This window comes from Staphylococcus sp. mip270_02 (genome assembly GCF_054031535.1).
Map to the genome: position 1 here is coordinate 1,152,116 of NZ_CM132934.1, position 24,390 is coordinate 1,176,505.

Sequence of the window (24,390 nt, forward strand, 5' to 3'; positions counted from 1 at the left end):
AGTATAAGGACAGTCCGAGGCATAAGTATGTGTCTCGGACCGTTATGAATATAAGTATATTCAATAACAATCAGCTAATAGTATAAAACCATCTTAATAGAAGGCGTTTCTGCTCATAATTATTTAATTCATATAAAAAAGACGAGACCACAATCAATACTATAATATTGATTGTGGTCTCGCGTTTGTATAAGTATTCCATATTAATATAATACTAAAGTTAAAATAACATATATTACAAATATAATTATTGTAATAATATTTAAAATTTGAACCGCTTTTTGGTCTTTTTTACCACTTTTGAAACTTGTAATTTCCACGTTACCAACTAATAGTAAGAGTAGAATAAATACCCACCAGTTAATTGCGGGGAATGAGAGTGTTGTAATCGCTACTACAAATAGTAATAATAGAGCCATAATTATTCTTAAAATACGAGTGATAATTGTATTCATTTTAAATATGCTTATGTAACTCACAATTAGATAAAGTATTGGTAACAAGATAAGATATAGTTGCATATGTTGACATCCTTTCTATATTCGCTCTTAATCTTAGCATGTAAAAAATAGATTGACTAGGATGTTATTTATGATCTTTTCGACTAATTTCTGAACGCACAGATGCAATTTCTTCTTCTATCTCTTCAAGTTGTCTTACCAATGGGTCAACATCTTGATTGACGGATTCTCTTTTTTCCAAATCGCCTTGTAATCTGACATAATCATATTTTAGTTCTGCTAATTTATCATTTAAATCCATTGCTAGTCACTCCTTATTATTATAATAGCATTAGGCTACATGAGATTGACTAGAATTATAACATGAAATCGAAAGCTTCTAAAACAACCAACATTTATGTTAAAGTATGAAAATGGAATGAAAACGAAATAATGTAATGAAAGAAGGATTATTGTGACTCAACAATTTATCATAATTATTATACTGATTGCATTGGGTTATACATTAAAGAGGGTTAATTATTTTAAGGCGAATGATAGCCAAGTATTCTCTACCTTAGTATTAAATGTCACTTTGCCTTCGCTAGTAATAGTTAATTTGAATGGTGCAGAACTTGATTTATCACTTTCAATTTTACCAATAATGATGATTATTTATGGTATTCTTGCCAAGATTATTGTGGTCTGGCTATTTATAAAATATGATAACCAAATTCGCGGCGCGACTGGCATGATGATGGCTTCATTGAATATAGGTTTATTTGCTTATCCGCTCGTTGAAGCAATATGGCCACAAACAGGGATGATATATTTTGGTATGGCTGATATAGGTGGGGCTATTATCATGTTTGGTGTAACTTACTTTGTCGGTAGCTATTTTAGTAGCGCCGGCGATAGTTTCGACTTTAAATATTTAGGGAAAAACTTGCTCAAATCGGTGCCACTTATGACTTATATCATAATGTTTATTTTAAATATGCTTGATATTCATTTTCCAGACCCAGTAATTGATTTTTTCTCTGTGTTATCTGGGGCTAATATGCCATTATCAATGATTTTACTAGGTCTGATGTTGAACTTCAGCATTGATAAGAGGTTTTTACCGATTGCACTTAAATATTTAGCTATACACTATGGTTTAGGTATACTTGCTGGTTTATTAGTACATTTCTTTTTACCAGTAGAAGATGAGATGATCAAAACAACTTTACAAGTTGCTTGGTTATTACCTGTTGGTGTAGCTATCATACCTTATTCCATACAATTTAAATATAAAACTTTACCGTTGGTAGGTATGGTTACGAATTTAACTATTGTAATTAGTATTGTCATTCTGTACATTTATCAAGCTTTATTTGTTTAAACATTCGTAATCAATAATTTAATAACAAAATATAGATTAAGGCTGGGACAAATTGATTGTCTCAGCCTTAATCTATAAATAAGTATTTATCTCAGATAAACATTTTAACTTATAACAAATCTAGTCATCTTTGTCTACGCGGGATGATTACATCTTTTTAAATAAATTGCTTTCTACTCTACTTTCTTATTTGACTTATTAATTGAAAAAGGGAAGAACACAGGTACAGTTAAGATTAATTTAACAACCCTTATATATATAAACAAAAAGTACTCAGGACATTTCACTAACGTCTTGAGTACTTAATCGTAATTGTAAATTTAATGGCCCACAAGAACATATAAGCTTTAGCTTAAATATTCTTGTGGGCCATAATATCGAGACATAAAGATAAGTCGTGGTTAATTTAGATATTGCTGTCGGGGTGTGACAACGATATCGTTTGCGAAAAAATATTGCTACCTAAACGGGTTTACTAATGGTTTATCATTAAACAGGGATAAGTCTAATTGATAAATAAAAGTTAACCTTTACCGCCCATAAATGCTGGGTAGTTTGTCATACCACCGTCTACATAGATTGTAGTACCATGAATGTAGTCAGCTAAATCTGAACATAAGAAACGTGCAACATTTGCAACTTGATCAGCTTCACCAATTTCTTTGGCTGGAATCATTTCTAATGTTTCAGCGCGTGTTTCTGGATCAGAGAATTTCTCTCTTGTATGTTCTGTTACGATAGCACCAGGTGAAATATTATTAATGCGGATGCCGTGTTGAGCGTACTCCATAGACATTGTTTCCATCATTAATTTTAAGCCGCCTTTACTAGCAGCGTAGTTTACATAGTTTGGCCAAGGAATTCTATCGTGTACACTTGATGTGTTAAGAATAATACCTTTTTTATCTTCTTTAAGGAATTGATTAACTGCAGCTTTTGAACCGATAAATGCACCAGTTAAGTTGATATCAATAACTTTTTGCCATTCTTCTAAAGGCATCTCATGAGTTGGGATTGGTTTTTCAAAACCAGCATTATTTATAAGAATATCTAATGTTCCAAATGTATCAACTGCAGCTTTAATTAAATTATTTACATCTTCTTCTTTTGATACATCTGCATGTACTTTAATTGCTTGTCCGCCTGCATCTTCAATTAATTTGATAGATTGAGCTACATCGTCTAATGAACTTTCTGAAAGATAGTTAATAACAACCTTAGCCTTTTCTTTACCAAATTGTTCTACCATTGCTTTACCAATGCCGCTACTACCACCTGTGATAACTACTACTTTGCCTTCTAAATCTGTGAACATATTCAAACTCCTCCTTAATTAGTAACAATTTAAAGCATGGTCATATCTCTTAATTATAATTATGCTTTAATATTTCCGAGTACAAAGGCTGCAATAACGATAAGTACAATACCAGCCCAAATACCAATCATTTGACGTTTGTCTTTTTTCTCGCCTAATAGGAAAATACCGCCGAGTGTAGATACAATAACTAATAATTGTGAAAATGAGAAACTAGTTGCTACACCAACTTTTGGTTGTGAGTAGAACATAAATAAGTTACCGATACCCCATACAACACCTGGAATTAAATTCCATAGTGTACTTTTAACTGATGTTTCATGTTTAGCTGATAGTATTAAACCACCAATAGCCATACCTATAGATTGGAAGAATAAAGCATTCATTCCATCTACGCCAAATATTTGTGCTACTACTACGTAGACAACATAACCAACAGTAGATATTAAAAGGATAGGCATCGCTTTACCAAAGTTTTTGGCACTTTCTGATGCTTCATTTTTACCTTTAATAGATGTTAACGCAATACCAATAACAAGTAACACCATAGCAACAAGGCCTAATGTAACTTGCACACCAGTACTCCATTCACCTAAGAAAATGGCACTAAATAACGTTGTACCAACCAACTGTAATCCTGTTGAAATAGGCATTGTTTTTGAAACACCTATAAGACTTACAGATTTTAATTGATAACCTTGACCTAATGCCCAGAAAGCACCAGAAATTAAACCGACAATAATGATAGTAAGATCATCAAATTTGGCATTACCTGTAAGTAATAAGATAATACCGATGATTAATGCACCAAAAGTCGTCCCTCTAATCTGATTATAAGGGCCTCCACCTACAAGAACATTAATTAAAACTACACTACCCCAGAATAACGCAGGTAATAAAGCAATTAATAAATCCATACTTTTACTCACTCTCTCTCTATTTGTTTTTCTCCCCTTAAAACAATCACCAACAATTGTTTACAAACATTCATTCTAAACCAAACTATTATTTTAGTAAAAGTATTAGTTTATAATTTGCAATTTTTTTGTAATTAAATTGCAAAAAGAGAGCAATAGTGGACTATTGCTCTCTTTTATATAATTAAAAAGATTTTATTATAATAATATAGTTTAGAGATGTGCAGCTACGTATTTGAATTTTTTATATTCGTAATTAATATAAAAACCTAATTCGTTAAAACGTTCTACTAATGTATGATTTTTATTTCTAATCTTGAAATATGTTTTATCAATATCATAATTAGAGAATGCAAAATTTAAGGCGTGCGATAATAAGTCAAATGCGATTCCCATAAATCTATAATCTGTATGAGATGAGAAATACTTAATTTCAGCATTTTTAGTATCTTCGTATATTTGTAAGTATAAGTAGCCTTTTAGAAGGCCTTCAGACATGAAAACAAAAAGTTTATGTTGCTTATCCAATGAATTAACAATTTCGTCAGCGGTCATTACATCATGTTTGAACGTGTGCTCATGTAATTTTTTGAAGGAACGATAGTAAGCTGGATGATAGTCTGTTATGTTTTGGATATTATCAACAGTACCAATGTCCTGTGTTGATATTAAATGATAATCTGTAAAACTATAAGATGACTGAATTGATTTCATAAAAGATGAATAATTTTGCTCATATTCTTCAAAGGAAAAATTAAAGTTGGCTGTGTCAGGTTTACTTTGAGCCATAGTTTCAAATAAAACTTTAAATGATTCAGTTGTTAATTCTCTATTTTTATCGATGAAAGGACCAATAACCTTGTATTTATTATCTTCATATTTGAATGCGAAGATAAGCATAACGATTTCATTTTGTTCATTGATTTGAGCAAATACACCTGGATCGTCTATAGCTTGTTTTATGGCAACTTCAACATTTTCGCGTGCTTGTGGTAATTTATATAGATAAGATGCGGTATGGTAATCAGCGTTATTAATAAACTTTACAATTTGATCATAGTTATTTAACTGAATAATTTTCATAACAATACCTCCATAGAATGATCGCTTAAGTTAATTATAAGAACTTTTTTGATTAAATGGAAGTTTTGATGTGCTACATACATGTTACAATGTATATTATATTGAATTTGAAAGGGCGAAATTATGAAATCATTAATTATAGCTGAGAAACCTTCAGTAGGTAGAGATATTGCAAATACGCTTAATATCAACGAAAAACGTAATGGTTACTTTGAAAATAATAAATATATTGTTACATGGGCGTTAGGTCACTTGGTAACTAATGCAACTCCAGAACAATATGATAAGAGTTATAAAGAATGGAAACTTAATGATTTACCGATCATACCTAATAAAATGAAAACAGTTGTTATTAGTAAAACTAGAAAACAATTTTCGACTGTTCAATCATTGATTAATAATAATAATGTGAAAGATATTATTATTGCAACCGATGCTGGGAGAGAAGGAGAGCTTGTAGCACGTTTGATTTTAGATAAATCACACAATAAAAAGCCAATAAAACGTTTGTGGATTAGTTCAGTAACGCAAAAAGCAATTAGAGACGGTTTTAACAAGCTTCAAGATGGTCGGAAATTCAACAACTTATACTATGCTGCGTTAGCAAGAAGCGAAGCAGATTGGATTGTAGGTATAAATGCAACGAGAGCATTAACTACTAAGTATGATGCGCAATTGTCATTAGGACGTGTTCAAACACCAACAATACAATTAGTCCAAATGCGACAGAATGAGATTAAACAGTTTGAACCGAAGACATACTATACAATGTCAGTTGATGCAGGAGACTTAACTTTTCAATGTACTAAGCCACAGTCACATCCAGATAAAACAGTATTTGAAAGTATAGAAGGTAAAATTAAAGGCCACTCTGCTCAAATAACATCAATAACTAAATCACATAAAAAAGCTTATCCACAACAACTATATAGTCTAACTGACCTTCAGCAAGATGCATATAAACGGTTCCACTTAGGTCCAAAAGAAACTTTGAACACGTTACAAGCATTGTATGAACGCCATAAATTGGTTACGTACCCGCGTACGGATTCTAATTATCTAACTGATGATATGGTAGATACTTTAAAAGATAGATTGCAAGCAATTATGGCAACTTCATTAAAAGATGTGGCCAAAAGTCAAATGAGGCAATCATTCTCAGTTAAGCAAAAGTTTGTAGATAATAGCAAAGTTTCAGATCATCATGCAATTATTCCAACTGAGGTACGACCAGACATGGGTCAATTAAGCCAGAGAGAATCTAAAATATATATGATGATTGCACAAAGGTATTTAGAAAATCTTATGCCTCCACATGAATTCGAAGCTGTTTCAATAGAATTGAATATTAAGGGCTATGTATTTACTTTTAAAGACAAAGTAACTACTAAATTAGGTTTTAAAGAAATATATGAAGACAAAGACAAAGTAAATTACCAAATGGAGCAACTGCAAAAAGGTGCAAAATTAAATATTAGCAAAGTACAAATAAATCAACATGAGACGACCCCGCCGCCATATTTTAATGAAGGAACATTGCTTAAAGCGATGGAAAGTCCTCAAAAATTCTTTGATTTAACTGATAAAAAACATAATCAAACATTAAAAGAAACTGGTGGTATTGGTACAGTGGCTACAAGAGCGGATATTATCGACAAACTCTTTAATATGAACGCGATTGAAACTAGAGATGGCAAAATAAGGATTACATCCAAAGGTAAGCAAATATTAGAATTAGCACCTCAGAAACTAACTTCACCATTATTAACCGCAGAATGGGAAGAAAAGTTAACGCTCATAGAACAAGGTAAATATGATGCAAATAAATTTATAGCTGAAATGAAATCGTTTACGAACGATGTTGTATCTGAAATTAAAGAGAGTGATCAGAATTATAAACATGATAATTTAACAACAACAGAATGTCCAACATGTGGTAAATTTATGATCAAAGTGAAAACAAAAAATGGTCAAATGTTAGTCTGCCAAGACCCTCAATGTAAGACGAAGAAAAATGTACAAAGAAAAACAAATGCACGTTGTCCAAATTGTCATAAGAAAATGACGCTATTCGGTAGAGGTAAAGAGGCAGTATATCGTTGTGTATGTGGTCATACAGAAACGCAAGCTCAAATGGATAAACGACATAAAAATAAAAAGTCAGACAAAGTAAATAAAAAAGATTTAAAAAAATATATGAATAATGATGAAGGATTAGAGAACAACCCATTCCAAGACGCATTAAAAGGCCTAAAGTTCTAGATTAATCGAACAAATAGCATAAAAAATCTAGTAAGGTTCGTGTTTGCTATTGTAAAAAAGTTCGTTTGGTATTAGAATATGTAGGTATTTTAAAAAAAGGAGAACTAACCGTGAAAAAGTATTTCAAGTTTGATAAACACGAAACAAACTATAAGAGAGAGATACTTGGTGGGCTTACAACTTTCTTGTCTATGGCATATATATTAGCTGTTAACCCTCAAGTACTTAGTTTAGCAGGCGTTGATGGCGTATCTGAGAATATGAAAATGGACCAAGGTGCAATCTTTGTTGCTACAGCTCTGGCTGCGTTTGTTGGTTCATTATTTATGGGCTTAATAGCAAGGTATCCTATCGGACTAGCGCCAGGCATGGGTTTAAATGCGTTCTTTGCATTTACAGTTGTACTAACCATGGGCATTCCATGGCAAATTGGTTTAACAGGTGTTCTATTTTCAGGAATAGTCTTTGCATTTCTAACAATGACTGGACTCAGGGAAATAATTATAAATGCTATACCTTATCAGATGAAGATGGCTGTATCAGCCGGGATTGGTCTTTTTATAACCTTCGTAGGATTGCAGAGTTCTGGGATAATTGTAAGTAACGATTCTACATTAGTAACATTAGGACATATTACGAATGGACCAGTTTTATTAACAATATTTGGTATTATAGCTACTGTTGTATTGTATGCTCTAAGAGTACCTGGAGCTATCTTTATTGGTATGGCACTGACGTCTATTGTAGGTATGATTACAGGGCTTATACATACACCAAGTGCTATTGTAGGGCAAGTACCAAGTATAGAGCCGACTTTTGGCGCAGCATTTGAAGCGTTTAAAGACCCAAGTCAATTATTTACAGTGCAATTCTTAATTGTAATACTAACGTTCTTGTTTATTGATTTCTTTGATACTGCAGGTACACTTGTTGCTGTCGCTACACAAGCAGGCATAATGAAAGATAACAAGCTCCCAAGAGCAGGACGTGCATTGTTCTCAGATTCATTAGCGACAATTGTTGGTGCAATATTTGGTACAACAACAACAACTTCTTATATTGAATCAAGCTCAGGTGTTGCAGTTGGAGCTAGAACAGGGTTTGCAAGTGTTGTAACCGGGTTCTGTTTCTTACTAGCGATATTCTTTAGTCCCTTAATGGAAGTAGTAACAAGTGCTGTTACCACACCAGCATTAGTCGTAGTCGGCGTGTTGATGGCAGCAAACTTTGCAGAAATAGATTGGAAGAAATTTGAAGTAGCAGTTCCTGCCTTTATAACAATTATAATGATGCCTTTATCATATTCAATTGCTACAGGTATTGCATGTGGGTTTATTTTCTATCCAATTACGATGCTTATTTCAAAACGTCATAAAGAAGTGCATCCAATTATGTATGCATTAATGATATTATTCATCCTTTATTTTGTATTTGTTCACGGATAATAAAAATATATAGAAGCGCACATTGTCTTTGTCGTATGACCTAGAACAATGTGCGCTTTTAAATTTTATACAGCAAAAATAAAGTCAGTGTTAGGCTTAATTTGTAATGATAAATGATAGAAAGAACATTTTCCTTCATTATAATGATAGCAAAACTATCTATTATTAATACTTGTTGTTTATTGTACTACTTATTCCGTCTATCTTCCGTATAAATGACTTTAGCGTTCTTATTAGGAACATAAAGTGGAGTAGATAATAAGATGAAGACAAAAAATAACATTAAGAAGAATAATATCCAATGTACTACCATCCCCACAACGGGTATGAAAGCAATGATGTTCCCTATAACACCTAATAAGGGAATAAACATCATAGGTTTAATTGCATTTTGTTTATCTACAATTAAAATCACTATCATTATAAAATAAAGCAACATACTTATTAATAACGGTTGCCAACCCAAACTAAGAATAATACTGCCTCCAAAGAAAGGAATCCCGTATACTAATTCGCTAATTATTAAAATAATACTCAATACTAAAAGTGTAGTGCGGATTGCACTTTTCATTTCATTTCACCACCTGACAACAATTATTATATCTATCTATTATAAAGGAAATAATTAAAATAGAATAACAATAAGAAACAGTAGAATTATAGAAATTTAAAGATTACAATAGAAATATTAAGAAATAGGTTGAAGTGAAATACTTAATCAAGTACAATAACAAAGTATGTGTTAGACAAAAGTTTTAAAAACTTTTATAGAAAAGCTTGATAAATCACTGTTTATCATGTATCATATCTAATGTTGGACTTTAAGAATACGCGATGAAGCGAAAGGTTACTGACACACCCGGCCGCTTTGCCATGGCGCTGTGTGAGATAGTTTTCGTGGAGAAGTCTATCACTTAAATGTAGACGAATAAGGAGGGAAAATTATGGCAAAACAAAAAATCAGAATCAGATTAAAAGCTTATGATCATCGAGTAATCGATCAATCAGCAGAAAAAATTGTTGAAACAGCAAAACGTTCTGGTGCAGATGTTTCTGGACCAATTCCGTTACCAACTGAAAGATCAGTTTATACTGTGATTCGTGCCGTGCATAAGTATAAAGATTCACGTGAGCAGTTCGAACAACGTACTCATAAACGTTTAATCGATATTGTTAACCCTACACCAAAAACAGTTGATGCTCTAATGGGCTTGAACTTACCATCTGGCGTAGACATCGAAATCAAATTATAATAGAAAAAATTAGGAGGTGGACTTTCGATGACCAAAGGAATCTTAGGAAGAAAAATCGGGATGACACAAGTTTTCGGAGAAAACGGTGATCTAATTCCTGTAACAGTAGTAGAAGCAAGCCAAAACGTTGTATTACAAAAGAAATCTGAAGAGATTGATGGATACAACGCCATCCAAGTAGGCTATGAAGACAAACAAGCTTACAAAAAGGATAGTAAAAGTAATAAATATGCAAACAAACCAGCTGAAGGCCATGCTAAAAAAGCAGGCACAGCACCTAAGCGCTTCATTCGTGAATTCAGAAACGTTAATGTTGATGAATACGAAGTAGGTCAAGAAGTCTCAGTTGATACATTTGAAGCTGGAGACGTAATTGATGTAACAGGCGTATCTAAAGGTAAAGGTTTCCAAGGTGCCATTAAACGCCATAATCAAGCACGTGGTCCAATGTCACATGGTTCTCATTTCCACAGAGCCCCAGGTTCTGTAGGTATGGCATCAGATGCTTCAAGAGTCTTTAAAGGACAAAAAATGCCTGGACGTATGGGCGGTAACACTGTAACAGTTCAAAACTTAGAAGTAGTTCAAATTGACGCTGAAAACAATGTTATTTTAGTAAAAGGTAATGTACCTGGTCCTAAAAAAGGTTTTGTAGAAATTACAACATCAATCAAAGGTAATAAATAATATAAAACGAAAGGAGGAATTGCATAATGGCTAATTATGATGTATTAAAAGTAGATGGATCTAAATCAGGTTCAGTTGAACTAAGCGATGCAGTATTTGCAATCGAACCAAACAACAATGTTCTTTTTGAAGCGATTAACTTACAACGTGCTTCATTACGCCAAGGTACACATGCTGTTAAGAATCGTTCAGCAGTACGTGGTGGTGGACGTAAACCATGGAGACAAAAAGGTACAGGACGTGCGCGTCAAGGTACAATCCGTGCTCCACAATGGCGTGGTGGTGGTGTTGTATTCGGACCAACACCAAGAAGTTACTCATACAAAATGCCTAAGAAAATGCGTCGTTTAGCATTACGCTCAGCATTATCTTTTAAAGTACAAGAAAAAGGTTTAACTGTAGTAGATACATTAAACTTAGATGCTCCAAAAACAAAAGAGTTCAAAACTGTACTTTCTAATTTAGAACAACCTAAAAAAGTATTAGTAGTTACAGAATCAGAAGATGTAAATGTTGCTTTATCAGCACGTAACATTCCTGGTGTACAAGTTACTACAGCTCAAGGTTTAAATGTTCTAGATATCACAAGCGCTGACAGTGTAGTAATTACAGAAGCAGCTGCTAAAAAAGTTGAGGAGGTGCTCGGATAATGGAAGCAAGAGACGTTCTTAAGCGCCCCGTAATCACTGAAAAATCTTCTGCTGCAATGGCTGAAGATAAATACACATTCGACGTTGATACTCGTGCTAATAAAACACAAGTTAAAATCGCTGTTGAAGAAATCTTTGACGTTAAAGTTGATAATGTAAACATCATTAACTATAAACCAAAGAAAAAACGTATGGGCCGTTACCAAGGCTATACAAACAAGAGACGCGTAGCAATCGTTAAATTAAAAGAAGGATCAATCGATCTATTCAACTAAAAAGATTACCAATAAGGAGGTAAACGACAATGGCTCTAAAAAAATATAAGCCAATTACTAATGGTCGTCGTAATATGACTAGTTTAGATTTCGCTGAAATTACGAAAACTACACCTGAAAAGTCATTATTACAACCGCTACCGAAAAAAGCGGGACGAAATAACCAAGGTAAATTGACAGTTCGCCATCATGGTGGAGGACATAAACGTCAATACCGTGTTATTGATTTCAAACGTAATAAAGATGGTATCAACGCTAAAGTTGATTCAATCCAATACGACCCAAACCGTTCAGCTAATATTGCATTATTAGTTTATGCTGATGGTGAAAAACGCTATATCATCGCTCCAAAAAACCTTAAAGTAGGTCAAGTACTTGAAAGCGGTGAAGAAGCAGACATTAAATTAGGTAATGCATTACCATTACAATTCATTCCAGTAGGTACTGTAATCCACAATATCGAGTTAAAACCTGGTAAAGGTGGACAAATTGCTCGTTCAGCTGGTGCTAGTGCACAAGTACTTGGTAAAGAAGGTAAATATGTATTAATCAGATTAAGATCTGGCGAGGTACGTATGATTCTTTCAACTTGCCGTGCTACTATTGGTCAAGTTGGTAACATCCAACATGAACTTGTAAACGTTGGTAAAGCAGGACGTTCTAGATGGAAAGGCATTCGCCCAACAGTTCGTGGTTCTGTAATGAACCCTAACGATCACCCACACGGTGGTGGTGAAGGTCGTGCACCTATCGGTAGACCATCTCCAATGTCACCTTGGGGTAAACCTACGCTTGGTAAGAAAACTCGTCGTGGTAAAAAATCATCTGACAAACTTATCGTTCGTGGACGTAAGAAAAAATAAAAATAACTTATTTGCGTGTGTGGCTTAAAAGCCGCACGCACACAATAAGAAGGGAGGCGCCACTATGGCTCGTAGTATTAAAAAAGGACCTTTCGCTGACGATCATCTAAAGAAAAAGGTTGAAGCTCAAAGCGGAAGCGAGAAAAAACAAGTAATTAAAACTTGGTCACGTCGTTCAACTATATTCCCTGAATTCATCGGACATACATTCGCTGTATATGACGGACGTAAACACGTACCTGTATTCGTAACTGAAGATATGGTTGGTCATAAATTAGGAGAATTCGCACCAACTCGTACATTCAAAGGACACGTTGCAGACGACAAAAAAACTAGAAGATAATTTCTAACAGGTAGAGGAGGAAATTCCAATGGAAGCAAAAGCGGTTGCTAAAACAATAAGAATCGCACCTCGTAAAGTTAGATTAGTATTAGATCTAATAAGAGGCAAAAATGCTGGAGAAGCTATTGCGATTTTAAAATTAAAGAACAAAGCTTCATCACCAGTAGTTGAAAAATTATTAATGTCCGCTTTAGCAAATGCTGAACATAACTACGACATGAACACTGATGAATTAGTAGTTAAAGAAGCTTATGCTAATGAAGGACCAACATTAAAACGTTTCCGTCCACGTGCACAAGGCCGTGCAAGTGCGATCAACAAACGTACAAGCCACATTACAATCGTCGTAAGTGACGGTAAAGAAGAAGCTAAAGAAGCTTAATACATTTTTTAAGGAGGGAACACTTTGGGTCAAAAAATTAATCCAATCGGACTTCGTGTTGGTGTAATCCGTGATTGGGAAGCTAAATGGTATGCAGAAAAAGACTTCGCTTCATTATTACACGAAGATTTAAAAATCCGTAAGTATATTGATAACGCATTAACAGAAGCATCAGTTTCTCACGTTGAAATCGAACGTGCTGCGAATCGTATCAACATCGCTATTCATACTGGTAAACCTGGTATGGTAATCGGTAAAGGCGGTTCAGAAATTGAAAAATTACGTAATAAATTAAATTCATTAACAAACAAAAAAGTACACATCAATGTTATCGAAATCAAAAAAGTTGATTTAGATGCTAAACTTGTTGCAGAAAACATTGCACGTCAATTAGAAAACCGTGCTTCATTCCGTCGTGTACAAAAACAAGCAATTACAAGAGCAATGAAACTTGGTGCTAAAGGTATCAAAACACAAGTTTCAGGTCGTCTAGCTGGAGCTGACATCGCTCGTGCTGAACAATATTCAGAAGGAACTGTTCCACTTCATACTCTACGTGCTGACATTGGTTATGCACATGCAGAAGCAGACACAACTTACGGTAAGTTAGGTGTCAAAGTATGGATCTATCGTGGAGAAGTTCTTCCTACTAAGAACACTAGTGAAGGAGGAAAATAATAATGTTACTACCAAAACGTGTAAAATATCGTCGTCAACATCGTCCTAAAACAACTGGTCGTTCAAAAGGCGGTAATTATGTAACATTTGGTGAGTATGGTTTACAAGCAACTACAACTTCTTGGATCACATCTCGTCAAATCGAATCAGCTCGTATTGCAATGACACGTTATATGAAACGTGGCGGGAAAGTTTGGATTAAAATCTTCCCACATACACCTTACACTAAAAAACCTTTAGAAGTACGTATGGGTGCTGGTAAAGGTGCAGTAGAAGGTTGGATTGCAGTAGCAAAACCAGGTAGAATTTTATTTGAAATCGCAGGCGTTAACGAAGAAGTTGCGCGTGAAGCATTACGTTTAGCAAGTCACAAACTTCCAGTTAAAACTAAGTTTGTAAAACGTGAAGAATTGGGTGGTGAAACAAATGAAAGCTAAGGAAATTAGAGACTTAACCACTTCAGAAATCGAAGAGCAAATCAAATCTTCAAAAGAAGAGCTTTTTAACCTACGCTTTCAGTTAGCTACAGGTCAATTAGAGGAAACTGCACGTATTCGCACAGTAAGAAAAACGATTGCACGTCTAAAAACTGTTGCTCGTGAAAGAGAAATTGAACAAGGTAAAGCGAATCAATAATTCAATTGAAAGAGGAGGTTACTAAAGTGAGCGAAAGAAATGATCGTAAAGTTTATGTAGGTAGAGTCGTTTCCGATAAAATGGATAAAACGATAACTGTACTTGTTGAAACATACAAAACACACAAGTTATATGGTAAACGAGTAAAATACTCTAAAAAATACAAAACTCATGATGAAAACAACTCAGCTAAATTAGGGGACACAGTTAAGATACAAGAGACTCGTCCTTTATCAGCAACTAAACGTTTCCGTTTGGTAGAAATTGTTGAAGAATCAGTAATTATTTAATTAAATAGTGAAGATAAAGGAGGTTTAACTCATGATCCAACAAGAAACACGATTAAAAGTAGCAGATAACTCTGGTGCACGTGAAGTTCTTACAATTAAAGTATTAGGTGGATCTGGTCGTAAAACAGCTAATATTGGTGACGTTATCGTAGTAAGTGTTAAAAATGCTACACCAGGTGGCGTTGTCAAAAAAGGTGAAGTAGTAAAAGCTGTTGTTGTACGTACTAAATCAGGCGTACGCCGTAATGATGGTTCATATATCAAGTTCGATGAAAATGCATGTGTTATCATTCGTGATGACAAAGGCCCACGTGGTACTCGTATTTTTGGACCTGTTGCTCGTGAATTACGTGAAGGAAACTTCATGAAAATTGTATCATTAGCTCCAGAAGTACTTTAATAAAAATATTTATAAATATATAAATTTAAGGAGGTGCCACACATGCATATCAAAAAAGGTGACAACGTTAAAGTTATCGCAGGTAAAGACAAAGGTAAAGAAGGTAAAGTTGTTTCAACTGAACCTAAAAAAGACCGTGTCGTTGTGGAAGGTGTCAATATTATCAAAAAGCACCAAAAACCAACTCAATTTAACCCTGAAGGTGGAATCTTAGAAACAGAGGCAGCAATCCATGTTTCTAACGTACAATTATTAGATCCTAAAACGAATGAACCAACTCGCGTAGGTTATAAATTCGAAGATGGTAAAAAAGTTCGTGTAGCTAAAAAATCTGGCGAAGAAATCAAATCTAATAATTAATAACTAATTGAAAGGAGGATCCACTGTGAACCGTTTAAAAGAAAAATATAACTCTGAAGTTACTCAAAACTTAGTGAAACAATTTGACTATAGTTCAGTAATGGAAGTACCAAAAATAGAAAAAATCGTAGTAAATATGGGTGTCGGTGACGCTGTTCAAAATACTAAAGTATTAGATGACGCTGTAGAAGAATTACAGTCAATCACTGGTCAAAAACCATTAATTACAAAAGCTAAAAAATCAGTAGCAACTTTCCGTTTACGTGAAGGTATGCCTATCGGAGCTAAAGTAACACTTCGTGGAGAAAGAATGTATGACTTTTTAGATAAATTAATCGCTGTATCACTTCCACGTGTACGTGACTTCCGTGGTGTATCAAAAACTGCATTCGACGGTAGAGGTAACTACACTCTAGGTGTTAAAGAACAATTAATTTTCCCTGAAATCGACTATGATCGCGTAAGTAAAATACGAGGAATGGATATCGTTATCGTAACTACTGCTAACACTGACGAGGAAGCTCGTGAATTGTTAACACAATTCGGTATGCCATTTCAAAAATAATCTCTAAAGGAGGCTAATTAAGTGGCTAAAACTTCAATGGTTGCTAAGCAACAAAAAAAACAAAAGTTCCAAGTACGTGAATATACTCGTTGTGAACGCTGTGGTCGTCCACATTCTGTATATCGTAAATTCAAATTATGCCGTATTTGTTTCCGTGAATTAGCTTATAAAGGCCAAATCCCTGGCGTTCGTAAAGCTAGCTGGTAATAGAAAATAGTCTGAAAGGAGGCAACAATCAATGACAATCAACGATCCAATTGCAGATATGCTAACTCGTGTAAGAAACGCAAACATGGTGCGTCACGATAAATTAGAATTACCTGCTTCTAACATTAAAAAAGAAATTGCTGAAATATTAAAGAGTGAAGGTTTCATTAAAAACGTAGAATACGTTGAAGACGATAAACAAGGGGTAATCCGTTTATTCCTTAAATATGGTCAAAATAATGAGCGTGTTATCACTGGATTAAAACGTATCTCAAAACCTGGTTTACGTGTATATGCTAAAGCTAACGAAGTACCTAAAGTACTTAACGGTTTAGGTATTGCATTAGTTTCTACTTCAGAAGGTGTTATCACTGACAAAGAAGCTAGAAAACGTAACATCGGTGGAGAAATCTTAGGTTACATTTGGTAATAATAAATAATAAGGAGGTGCGATAACATGAGTCGTGTTGGTAAAAAAATTATTGACATCCCTAGCGACGTAACAGTAAGTGTTGAAGGTAACACAGTTACTGTTAAAGGTCCTAAAGGTGAATTATCAAGAACAATGAATGAAAGAATGACATATAAACAAGACGAAAGCACTTTAGAAGTTGTAAGACCAACTGATTCTAAAGAAGATAGAACAGTACATGGTACAACTCGTGCTTTAATCAATAATATGATACAAGGTGTTAAAGAAGGATACCAAAAAACACTTGAACTAGTTGGTGTTGGTTACCGTGCTCAAATGCAAGGTAATGACTTAATCTTAAACGTTGGTTACTCTCACCCAGTTGAAATCAAAGCTGATGATGGTATTACTTTCGGTGTAGAAAAAAATACAACAGTTACAGTTGCTGGTATTTCTAAAGAACAAGTTGGAGCTATCGCTTCAAACATTCGTTCAGTAAGACCTCCAGAACCTTATAAAGGTAAAGGAATTCGTTACCAAGGTGAATACGTTCGCCGTAAAGAAGGTAAAACTGGTAAATAATAAATAACTTTCTATAGAAAGGAGAATTAAGATGATCAGCAAAATTGATAAAAATAAAGTGCGTTTAAAAAGACATTCACGTGTACGCAGTAAATTAGCTGGTACAGCTGAAAAACCACGTTTGAATATCTATCGTTCAAACAAACATATCTATGCACAAGTTATAGATGATGTTAATGGTAAAACAATCGCGCAAGCATCAACACAAGAAAAAGATTTAGCTAATGAATCAGGTTCAAAAGTTGACTTATCAGCTAAAGTTGGCGAAACTGTAGCTAAAAGAGCAAGCGAAAAAGGCGTAAAAACAATTGTATTTGACCGTGGAGGATATTTATACCATGGCCGTGTTAAAGCCTTAGCAGATGCAGCTCGTGAAAATGGATTAGAATTTTAATTTAAAGGAGGGACATTTACATGGCTCGTAGAGAAGAAGCGAAAGAATTTGAAGAACGCGTTGTTACAATTAACCGTGTTGCGAAAGTTGTAAAAGGTGGTCGTCGTTTCCGTTTCACTGCTTTAGTAGTAGTAGGAGATAAAAACGGTCGCGTTGGTTTCGGTACTGGTAAAGCGCAAGAGGTACCAGAAGCAATCAAAAAAGCAGTAGAAGCAGCTAAAAAAGATTTAGTTGTTGTTCCACGTGTTGAAGGTACTACACCTCACACAGTTACTGGACGTTTCAGTTCAGGCAGTGTATTTATGAAACCAGCTGCACCTGGTACTGGTGTTATTGCAGGTGGCCCTGTTCGTGCAGTATTAGAGTTAGCGGGTATCACTGATATCTTAAGTAAATCTTTAGGATCAAATACACCAATTAACATGGTTCGTGCAACAATCAACGGATTAAAAAACCTTAAAAATGCTGAAGACGTTGCGAAATTACGTGGCAAATCAGTAGAAGAATTATACAATTAAGGAGGGAAAATAAGTTATGGCTAAATTACAAATTACCCTCACTCGTAGTGTTATAGGTCGTCCAGAAACACAACGTAAAACTGTTGAAGCTTTAGGTTTGAAAAAAACAAACTCTTCAGTAGTCGTTGAAGATAACCCTGCTATTCGTGGGCAAATCAACAAAGTAAGTCACTTAGTGACAGTAGAAGAAAAATAATTTTAAGGAGGTGCCGAAATGAAATTACATGAGTTAAAACCGGCAGAAGGTTCTCGTAAAGTTCGTAACCGCGTTGGTCGTGGTGCAGCTACTGGTAACGGTAAAACTAGTGGTCGTGGACAAAAAGGTCAAAAAGCACGTTCAGGTGGTAGTGTAAGACCAGGCTTCGAAGGTGGTCAATTACCATTATTCCGTCGCTTACCAAAACGAGGTTTTACTAACATTAACCGTAAAGAATATGCTATTGTTAACTTAGACCAACTTAATAAATTTGAAGATGGTACTGAAGTAACTCCTGCTTTATTAGTAGAATCTGGTGTAGTTAAGAGTGAGAAATCTGGTATTAAAGTACTAGGTAACGGTTCACTTGATAAGAAATTAACTGTTAAAGCTAACAAATTCTCTGCATCTGCAGCAGAAGCTATTGATGCAAAAGGCGGAGCACACGAGGTGATCTAATGTTTGAAACGCTTGTGAATTTCTTTAAAACTAAAGAAGTTCGTAACAAGATCTTTTTTACTCTCGCAATGTTAGTTATTTTTAAAATAGGTACTTATATTCCAGCACCTGGTGTGAATCCAGCTGCTTTTGACAGTCAACAAGGTTCTCAAGGTGTCACTGACTTGTTAAATACATTTGGTGGCGGAGCCTTGAAGAACTTTTCTATCTTTGCCATGGGTATAATGCCTTATATAACTGCATCAATTGTAATGCAGTTATTACAAATGGATATTATTCCGAAGTTTTCAGAGTGGGCAAAACAAGGTGAGGCAGGTAGAAAGAAACTTAATAACGTAACTCGTTATTTTGCGATTGTACTTGCTTTTATCCAATCAATAGGTATGGCTTTCCAATTTAATAATTATCTCAAAGGCCAATTGATCATGGATCAATCAGTCCTTAGCTATTTATTAATTGCTGTTGTATTAACAGCTGGTACTGCGTTCCTAATTTGGTTAGGTGAACAAATCACTCAATTCGGTGTTGGTAATGGTATATCCATTATTATCTTCGCAGGTATTTTGTCTTCATTACCTTCATCATTAATACAGTTTTATCAACAGGCCTTTGTTGGTCAAGATGATACTTCTATGGCATGGTTGAAAGTAATTGGATTAGTTATTGGCATGATATTATTAACGGTTGGCGCAATATTTGTATTACAAGCTATTCGTAAAATTCCAATTCAATATGCGAAGAAACAATCAACACAACGATTAGGTTCACAAGCAACATATTTACCTTTGAAAGTTAACTCTGCAGGGGTTATTCCAGTTATCTTTGCAATGGCGTTCTTCTTGTTACCAAGAACTTTAACATTGTTCTTCCCTGACGCTAGTTGGGCGCAACGGATATCTGATGTGGCAAATCCATCGAATAACATCGGTATGATTGTATATGTGGTGCTTATTATTGCATTCGCATATTTCTATGCATTTGTCCAAGTTAATCCTGAAAAGATGGCCGATAACCTTAAGAAACAAGGAAGCTATGTCCCAGGCATTAGACCTGGCGAACAAACAAAACTATATATTACTAGAGTTCTCTATCGTTTAACATTTGTAGGATCAATATTCTTAGCTGTAATTGCGATTCTGCCAATTATTGCAACTAAAGTTATGAGTTTACCTCAATCTATTCAGGTTGGTGGTACTAGCTTACTGATTGTAATTGGTGTAGCGATTGAAACAATGAAAAGTCTAGAAGCTCAAGTGAGCCAAAAAGACTATAGAGGCTTTGGTGGTAGATAAATTGTAGGAGGGCACTTATGAATATCATTTTAATGGGTTTACCTGGTGCAGGTAAAGGAACTCAAGCGAGTGAAATTGTTAAGAAATTCCCAATTCCACACATATCTACTGGCGACATGTTCAGAAAAGCGATTAAAGATGAAACTGATTTAGGCAAAGAAGCTAAATCATACATGGATCGTGGAGAATTAGTCCCTGATGAAGTTACTGTGGGTATCGTAAAAGATAGAATATCTGAAGACGATGCGAAAAAAGGATTCTTACTTGACGGCTTTCCTCGTACTATTGAACAAGCTGAAGCATTAAGTAATATTATGCAAGAATTAGATAGAAAAATTGATGCTGTTATCAATATAGAGGTACCTGAAGAAGAATTAATGAACCGCCTTACTGGTCGTAGGATCTGTGAAAAATGCGGAACAACTTATCATCTTGTATTCAATCCTCCAAAAGTTGATGGAATTTGTGATCTTGACGGTGGTAAATTGTATCAACGTGAAGATGACAACCCAGAAACAGTTGCAAATCGTTTAAATGTCAATGTTAAACAATCTAAACCTATCTTAGAATTCTATGATAATAAAAATGTTTTAAAAAACATTGATGGTTCTAGAGATATTAACGTAGTCACTAAAGACGTAATTGATATCTTAGAGAATTTAAAATAAAGTCAACTTTGTACGGTCTATGTAATGCTAAAGGTATAATTAAATAAGAGTGACCATGCGTTAACGTAATTCATTTAATTTTGTTAAACTGATTAACAACACTTATAGACTCGTATGGTTAGAGTTGATTTTTTGACGATAACCAACTATTTCAAAAAGGGGGAAGTTAATTAATGGCTAAACAAGATGTAATTGAATTAGAAGGTACTGTATTAGATACTTTACCAAATGCAATGTTTAAAGTAGAATTAGAAAATGGTCATGAGATATTAGCTCATGTGAGTGGTAAGATCAGAATGAATTATATTCGTATTCTACCTGGCGACAAAGTAACAGTTGAAATGTCTCCGTACGATTTAACGCGCGGAAGAATTACGTATCGTTATAAATAATCGTCACTCCATAATATAGGGAGGTATTAAAATGAAAGTAAGACCATCAGTAAAACCAATTTGCGAAAAATGTAAAGTCATTAAACGTAAAGGTAAAGTAATGGTAATTTGTAGCAATCCAAAACATAAACAAAAACAAGGCTAATAAAGAGAGGTGTAATTAATTATGGCACGTATTGCAGGAGTAGATATTCCACGTGAAAAACGTATTGTTATTTCATTAACTTATGTGTATGGTATCGGTACTACTACAGCAAATAAAATTGCTGAAGAAGCTAACGTATCACCTGAAACACGCGTTAAAGATTTAACTGATGATGAATTAGGTCGTATCCGTGAAGTAGTTGACAACTATAAAGTAGAAGGTGACTTACGTCGTGAGCAAAACTTAAACATTAAACGTTTAATGGAAATCTCATCATACCGTGGTATCCGTCACCGTCGTGGATTACCAGTTCGCGGACAAAAAACGAAAAACAATGCTCGTACTCGTAAAGGCCCAGTTAAAACTGTAGCTAACAAGAAAAAATAATAGGTAAAGGAGGCAAAATTTAAATGGCACGTAAACAAGTATCTCGTAAACGTAGAGTGAAAAAGAATATTGAAAATGGTGTGGCTCACATCCGTTCAACATTCAATAATACAATCGTAACTATTACTGATGAATTTGGTAACGCGTTATCATGGTCATCAGCAGGTGCACTAGGCTTTAAAGGATCAAAAAAATCAACACCATTTGCAGCTCAAATGGCTTCTGAAACTGCTTCAAAAACAGCGATGGAACACGGTTTAAAATCTGTTGAAGTTACTGTAAAAGGCCCAGGTCCTGGTCGTGAATCAGCTATCCGTGCGTTACAATCAGCTGGATTAGAAGTAACTGCAATTCGTGACGTTACTCCAGTACCACATAATGGTTGTCGTCCACCAAAACGTCGTCGCGTATAATTTTATTGTTATTGTCGCAGGTCACTGAGAAATACAGTATATATCAAGTCGACGTAATCAAGGAGGATATTGTAAATGATTGAAATCGAAAAACCTAGAATTGAAACAATTGAAATTAGTGATGATGCTAAATTCGGTAAGTTCGTTGTTGAACCACTAGAACGTGGCTACGGTACTACACTAGGAAACTCCTTACGTCGTATCCTACTATCTTCATTACCAGGTGCAGCCGTTAAGTACATTGAAATCGAAGGCGTGTTACACGAATTTTCAGCAATAGATAATGTCGTTGAAGATGTTTCTACAATTATTATGAACATCAAAAAACTTGCATTAAAAATCTATTCTGAAGAAGACAAAACTTTAGAAATTGATGTTAAAGATGAAGGCGATGTAACTGCAAGTGACATTACTCATGATAGTGATGTTGAAATTTTAAATCCTGAGATTAAAATTGCAACAGTATCAAAAGGTGGACATTTAAAAATCCGTCTAGTTGCTAATAAGGGTAGAGGTTACGCATTAGCAGAACAAAACAAAACTAGTGATTTACCAATTGGTGTAATTCCAGTGGACTCACTTTATTCACCAGTAGAACGTGTTAACTATACTGTAGAAAATACGCGTGTGGGTCAAAGCAGTGATTTTGATAAGTTAACTTTGGATGTTTGGACTAATGGTTCAATCACACCACAAGAATCTGTTTCATTGGCTGCAAAAATCCTAACTGAACATCTGAATATCTTCGTTGGATTAACTGATGAAGCACAAAATGCTGAAATCATGATTGAAAAAGAAGAAGATCAAAAAGAAAAAGTACTTGAAATGTCTATTGAAGAATTAGACTTATCAGTGCGTTCTTACAACTGTTTAAAACGTGCAGGCATTAACTCTGTTCAAGAATTAGCAGATAAATCTGAAGCAGATATGATGAAAGTACGTAATTTAGGTCGTAAATCTTTAGAAGAAGTTAAATACAAACTCGAAGATTTAGGTCTAGGTTTAAGAAAAGAAGATTAATATAAAGGAGGTTAACTCATGGGTTACAGAAAATTAGGTCGTACTTCTGATCAACGTAAAGCGATGTTACGCGATTTAGCTACTTCACTTATCGTTAGCGAACGCATTGAAACTACAGAAGCGCGTGCAAAAGAATTACGTAGTGTGGTTGAAAAATTAATCACTTTAGGTAAAAAAGGAGATTTAGCTTCTCGTCGTCAAGCTGCTAAAACTTTACGCAATGTAGAAATCTTAAATGATGATGAATCAACTCAAACTGCATTACAAAAATTATTTGGTGAAGTTGCTGAACGTTATACAGAACGTCAAGGCGGTTACACTCGTATTCTTAAAGCAGGTCCTCGTCGCGGCGATGGCGCTGAATCAGTAATTATTGAATTAGTTTAATTTAAATATACGTAACTACTATGTATAAAGCAAATGAGTGCAACGATAATGTTTGCCACATACAAATATTGTCTAGCTCAGAGTACCCCATCAAAACTTAATAAAATTTAAAGCGTGAACTCAAAATATGATGGGGTGCGCGCTTTTTTTATTTAGTCCCCCTTAATTCTTTAGAATTTAGGGGGACTTATGCAATTGCGGAGCAATAGCGAACCAAAGTACCTTAATTCTTTAGAATAAAAAAGGAATACATTCGATAAACGAATGCATAAGCAGTACTAGCTAAACGAATTTTAGAGAACTGCTATAGACTTATGCAATTGCGGAGCAATAGCGAACCGAAGTACCTTAATTCTTTAGAATAAAAAAGGAATACATTCGATAAATGAATGCATAAGCAGTACTAGCTAAACGAAGTTTAGAGAACTGCTTTAGACTTATGCAATTGCGGAGCAATAGCGGACCAAAGTACCTTAATTCTTTAGAATAAAAAAGGAATACATTCGATAAACGAATGCATAAGCAGTACTAGCTAAACGAAGTTTAGAGAACCGCTATAGACTTATGCAATTGCGGAGCAATAGCGAACCGAAGTACCTTAATTCTTTAGAATAAAAAAGGAATACATTCGATAATCGAATGCATAAGCAGTACTAGCTAAACGAAGTTTAGAGAACTGCTATAGACTTA

38 protein-coding genes are annotated in these 24,390 nt (G+C 34.6%); 32 read left to right on the forward strand and 6 right to left on the reverse strand.

Annotated elements, in window-relative coordinates; all coding sequences use genetic code 11:
• Positions 1-203: 203 nt before the first annotated feature.
• Positions 204-521, reverse strand: a complete 318-nt coding sequence (gene mspA / locus ACW5YJ_RS05120) for a membrane stabilizing protein MspA (RefSeq protein WP_017722914.1) — start codon at positions 519-521, stop codon at positions 204-206.
• Positions 522-585: 64 nt separating this feature from the next.
• Positions 586-762 (reverse strand): SE1832 family protein, encoded by a 177-nt coding sequence (locus ACW5YJ_RS05125; RefSeq protein WP_017722915.1) that lies wholly within the window; start codon positions 760-762, stop codon positions 586-588.
• A 153-nt stretch (positions 763-915) separates the two neighbouring features.
• Here ACW5YJ_RS05125 and ACW5YJ_RS05130 point away from each other — a divergent pair, with 153 nt between their 5' ends.
• Positions 916-1,824, forward strand: coding sequence for an AEC family transporter (locus tag ACW5YJ_RS05130; protein WP_017722916.1), 909 nt, complete (start codon positions 916-918; stop codon positions 1,822-1,824).
• A gap of 523 nt (positions 1,825-2,347) precedes the next feature.
• On the opposite strand, the gene ACW5YJ_RS05135 is transcribed toward ACW5YJ_RS05130, so the two are convergent.
• The 3 genes from ACW5YJ_RS05135 to ACW5YJ_RS05145 all read right to left on the reverse strand — a co-directional run bounded on the left by ACW5YJ_RS05135 (position 2,348) and on the right by ACW5YJ_RS05145 (position 5,139).
• Positions 2,348-3,139, reverse strand: a complete 792-nt coding sequence (locus ACW5YJ_RS05135; RefSeq protein WP_017722917.1) for a glucose 1-dehydrogenase — start codon at positions 3,137-3,139, stop codon at positions 2,348-2,350.
• A 59-nt stretch (positions 3,140-3,198) separates the two neighbouring features.
• Complete coding sequence (locus tag ACW5YJ_RS05140; protein ID WP_017722918.1) at positions 3,199-4,056, reverse strand: RhaT/GlcU family sugar-proton symporter; 858 nt, start codon at positions 4,054-4,056, stop codon at positions 3,199-3,201.
• Between the two features lie 213 nt (positions 4,057-4,269).
• Positions 4,270-5,139 (reverse strand): GNAT family N-acetyltransferase, encoded by an 870-nt coding sequence (locus tag ACW5YJ_RS05145; RefSeq protein ID WP_107551623.1) that lies wholly within the window; start codon positions 5,137-5,139, stop codon positions 4,270-4,272.
• Between the two features lie 123 nt (positions 5,140-5,262).
• Between ACW5YJ_RS05145 and ACW5YJ_RS05150 the strand changes: the two genes are divergently transcribed.
• Both ACW5YJ_RS05150 and ACW5YJ_RS05155 read left to right on the forward strand, forming a co-directional pair.
• Positions 5,263-7,401 carry a DNA topoisomerase III gene (locus ACW5YJ_RS05150; RefSeq protein WP_457338557.1) on the forward strand — a complete coding sequence of 713 codons (2,139 nt, stop codon included), beginning with the start codon at positions 5,263-5,265 and terminating at the stop codon, positions 7,399-7,401.
• Positions 7,402-7,511: 110 nt separating this feature from the next.
• Positions 7,512-8,846 (forward strand): NCS2 family permease, encoded by a 1,335-nt coding sequence (locus tag ACW5YJ_RS05155; protein WP_457338558.1) that lies wholly within the window; start codon positions 7,512-7,514, stop codon positions 8,844-8,846.
• A gap of 187 nt (positions 8,847-9,033) precedes the next feature.
• On the opposite strand, the gene ACW5YJ_RS05160 is transcribed toward ACW5YJ_RS05155, so the two are convergent.
• The gene (locus ACW5YJ_RS05160) at positions 9,034-9,417 is read right to left on the reverse strand and encodes a hypothetical protein (RefSeq protein WP_017722922.1); all 384 of its coding nucleotides are present in this window, start codon (positions 9,415-9,417) and stop codon (positions 9,034-9,036) included.
• Positions 9,418-9,790: 373 nt separating this feature from the next.
• Between ACW5YJ_RS05160 and rpsJ the strand changes: the two genes are divergently transcribed.
• The 29 genes from rpsJ (at position 9,791) to rplQ (ending at position 23,700) form a co-directional block, all read left to right on the forward strand.
• A complete protein-coding gene (rpsJ, locus tag ACW5YJ_RS05165) occupies positions 9,791-10,099 on the forward strand; it encodes a 30S ribosomal protein S10 (RefSeq protein WP_002482611.1) in 309 nt (102 codons plus the stop codon).
• 27 nt (positions 10,100-10,126) lie between these two features.
• Entirely contained in the window at positions 10,127-10,786 is a 660-nt protein-coding gene (gene rplC / locus ACW5YJ_RS05170) for a 50S ribosomal protein L3 (protein WP_017722923.1), read from the forward strand.
• 26 nt (positions 10,787-10,812) lie between these two features.
• A complete protein-coding gene (gene rplD / locus ACW5YJ_RS05175; protein ID WP_017722924.1) occupies positions 10,813-11,436 on the forward strand; it encodes a 50S ribosomal protein L4 in 624 nt (207 codons plus the stop codon).
• A complete protein-coding gene (gene rplW, locus ACW5YJ_RS05180; protein WP_002482614.1) occupies positions 11,436-11,711 on the forward strand; it encodes a 50S ribosomal protein L23 in 276 nt (91 codons plus the stop codon). Before rplD ends, rplW begins: the two co-directional genes overlap by 1 nt.
• A 29-nt stretch (positions 11,712-11,740) precedes the next feature.
• A complete protein-coding gene (rplB, locus tag ACW5YJ_RS05185) occupies positions 11,741-12,574 on the forward strand; it encodes a 50S ribosomal protein L2 (protein WP_017722925.1) in 834 nt (277 codons plus the stop codon).
• 64 nt (positions 12,575-12,638) lie between these two features.
• Positions 12,639-12,917, forward strand: coding sequence for a 30S ribosomal protein S19 (rpsS, locus tag ACW5YJ_RS05190; RefSeq protein ID WP_017722926.1), 279 nt, complete (start codon positions 12,639-12,641; stop codon positions 12,915-12,917).
• Between the two features lie 28 nt (positions 12,918-12,945).
• Positions 12,946-13,299 carry a 50S ribosomal protein L22 gene (gene rplV / locus ACW5YJ_RS05195; RefSeq protein WP_017722927.1) on the forward strand — a complete coding sequence of 118 codons (354 nt, stop codon included), beginning with the start codon at positions 12,946-12,948 and terminating at the stop codon, positions 13,297-13,299.
• A gap of 24 nt (positions 13,300-13,323) precedes the next feature.
• On the forward strand, positions 13,324-13,977 hold the full coding sequence (gene rpsC, locus ACW5YJ_RS05200; protein WP_017722928.1) for a 30S ribosomal protein S3: 654 nt from the start codon (positions 13,324-13,326) through the stop codon (positions 13,975-13,977).
• Positions 13,978-13,979: 2 nt separating this feature from the next.
• On the forward strand, positions 13,980-14,414 hold the full coding sequence (gene rplP, locus ACW5YJ_RS05205; protein WP_017722929.1) for a 50S ribosomal protein L16: 435 nt from the start codon (positions 13,980-13,982) through the stop codon (positions 14,412-14,414).
• Positions 14,404-14,613: a 50S ribosomal protein L29 gene (rpmC, locus tag ACW5YJ_RS05210; RefSeq protein WP_002482620.1), complete on the forward strand. Its 210-nt coding sequence runs from the start codon at positions 14,404-14,406 to the stop codon at positions 14,611-14,613. Before rplP ends, rpmC begins: the two co-directional genes overlap by 11 nt.
• Before the next feature lie 26 nt (positions 14,614-14,639).
• Positions 14,640-14,903 carry a 30S ribosomal protein S17 gene (gene rpsQ, locus ACW5YJ_RS05215; RefSeq protein WP_002482621.1) on the forward strand — a complete coding sequence of 88 codons (264 nt, stop codon included), beginning with the start codon at positions 14,640-14,642 and terminating at the stop codon, positions 14,901-14,903.
• Positions 14,904-14,934: 31 nt separating this feature from the next.
• The gene (gene rplN / locus ACW5YJ_RS05220) at positions 14,935-15,303 is read left to right on the forward strand and encodes a 50S ribosomal protein L14 (protein WP_002482622.1); all 369 of its coding nucleotides are present in this window, start codon (positions 14,935-14,937) and stop codon (positions 15,301-15,303) included.
• A 42-nt stretch (positions 15,304-15,345) separates the two neighbouring features.
• Positions 15,346-15,663 (forward strand): 50S ribosomal protein L24, encoded by a 318-nt coding sequence (gene rplX / locus ACW5YJ_RS05225; protein ID WP_017722930.1) that lies wholly within the window; start codon positions 15,346-15,348, stop codon positions 15,661-15,663.
• A 25-nt stretch (positions 15,664-15,688) separates the two neighbouring features.
• A complete protein-coding gene (gene rplE / locus ACW5YJ_RS05230) occupies positions 15,689-16,228 on the forward strand; it encodes a 50S ribosomal protein L5 (RefSeq protein WP_017722931.1) in 540 nt (179 codons plus the stop codon).
• Positions 16,229-16,249: 21 nt separating this feature from the next.
• Positions 16,250-16,435, forward strand: a complete 186-nt coding sequence (locus tag ACW5YJ_RS05235) for a type Z 30S ribosomal protein S14 (RefSeq protein WP_002482625.1) — start codon at positions 16,250-16,252, stop codon at positions 16,433-16,435.
• A 31-nt stretch (positions 16,436-16,466) separates the two neighbouring features.
• Complete coding sequence (gene rpsH / locus ACW5YJ_RS05240; RefSeq protein WP_017722932.1) at positions 16,467-16,865, forward strand: 30S ribosomal protein S8; 399 nt, start codon at positions 16,467-16,469, stop codon at positions 16,863-16,865.
• 27 nt (positions 16,866-16,892) lie between these two features.
• The gene (rplF, locus tag ACW5YJ_RS05245; protein ID WP_017722933.1) at positions 16,893-17,429 is read left to right on the forward strand and encodes a 50S ribosomal protein L6; all 537 of its coding nucleotides are present in this window, start codon (positions 16,893-16,895) and stop codon (positions 17,427-17,429) included.
• Between the two features lie 31 nt (positions 17,430-17,460).
• Entirely contained in the window at positions 17,461-17,823 is a 363-nt protein-coding gene (gene rplR, locus ACW5YJ_RS05250) for a 50S ribosomal protein L18 (protein WP_017722934.1), read from the forward strand.
• A 20-nt stretch (positions 17,824-17,843) separates the two neighbouring features.
• Positions 17,844-18,341, forward strand: coding sequence for a 30S ribosomal protein S5 (gene rpsE / locus ACW5YJ_RS05255; protein ID WP_017722935.1), 498 nt, complete (start codon positions 17,844-17,846; stop codon positions 18,339-18,341).
• A gap of 16 nt (positions 18,342-18,357) precedes the next feature.
• Entirely contained in the window at positions 18,358-18,537 is a 180-nt protein-coding gene (gene rpmD, locus ACW5YJ_RS05260; RefSeq protein ID WP_002482630.1) for a 50S ribosomal protein L30, read from the forward strand.
• 18 nt (positions 18,538-18,555) lie between these two features.
• Entirely contained in the window at positions 18,556-18,996 is a 441-nt protein-coding gene (rplO, locus tag ACW5YJ_RS05265) for a 50S ribosomal protein L15 (RefSeq protein WP_017722936.1), read from the forward strand.
• Positions 18,996-20,288: a preprotein translocase subunit SecY gene (gene secY, locus ACW5YJ_RS05270; RefSeq protein WP_017722937.1), complete on the forward strand. Its 1,293-nt coding sequence runs from the start codon at positions 18,996-18,998 to the stop codon at positions 20,286-20,288. The genes rplO and secY overlap by 1 nt, the downstream gene beginning before the upstream one ends.
• A 17-nt stretch (positions 20,289-20,305) precedes the next feature.
• Positions 20,306-20,956, forward strand: a complete 651-nt coding sequence (locus tag ACW5YJ_RS05275) for an adenylate kinase (RefSeq protein WP_017722938.1) — start codon at positions 20,306-20,308, stop codon at positions 20,954-20,956.
• Positions 20,957-21,129: 173 nt separating this feature from the next.
• A complete protein-coding gene (gene infA, locus ACW5YJ_RS05280) occupies positions 21,130-21,348 on the forward strand; it encodes a translation initiation factor IF-1 (RefSeq protein WP_001118443.1) in 219 nt (72 codons plus the stop codon).
• 31 nt (positions 21,349-21,379) lie between these two features.
• Positions 21,380-21,493, forward strand: a complete 114-nt coding sequence (gene rpmJ, locus ACW5YJ_RS05285) for a 50S ribosomal protein L36 (protein ID WP_002471372.1) — start codon at positions 21,380-21,382, stop codon at positions 21,491-21,493.
• A gap of 21 nt (positions 21,494-21,514) precedes the next feature.
• On the forward strand, positions 21,515-21,880 hold the full coding sequence (gene rpsM / locus ACW5YJ_RS05290) for a 30S ribosomal protein S13 (protein WP_002482635.1): 366 nt from the start codon (positions 21,515-21,517) through the stop codon (positions 21,878-21,880).
• Positions 21,881-21,903: 23 nt separating this feature from the next.
• Positions 21,904-22,293 (forward strand): 30S ribosomal protein S11, encoded by a 390-nt coding sequence (gene rpsK, locus ACW5YJ_RS05295; protein ID WP_002482636.1) that lies wholly within the window; start codon positions 21,904-21,906, stop codon positions 22,291-22,293.
• Between the two features lie 75 nt (positions 22,294-22,368).
• Positions 22,369-23,313, forward strand: coding sequence for a DNA-directed RNA polymerase subunit alpha (locus ACW5YJ_RS05300; protein WP_017722939.1), 945 nt, complete (start codon positions 22,369-22,371; stop codon positions 23,311-23,313).
• An 18-nt stretch (positions 23,314-23,331) separates the two neighbouring features.
• A complete protein-coding gene (gene rplQ / locus ACW5YJ_RS05305; protein ID WP_017722940.1) occupies positions 23,332-23,700 on the forward strand; it encodes a 50S ribosomal protein L17 in 369 nt (122 codons plus the stop codon).
• Positions 23,701-24,390 lie beyond the last annotated feature (690 nt).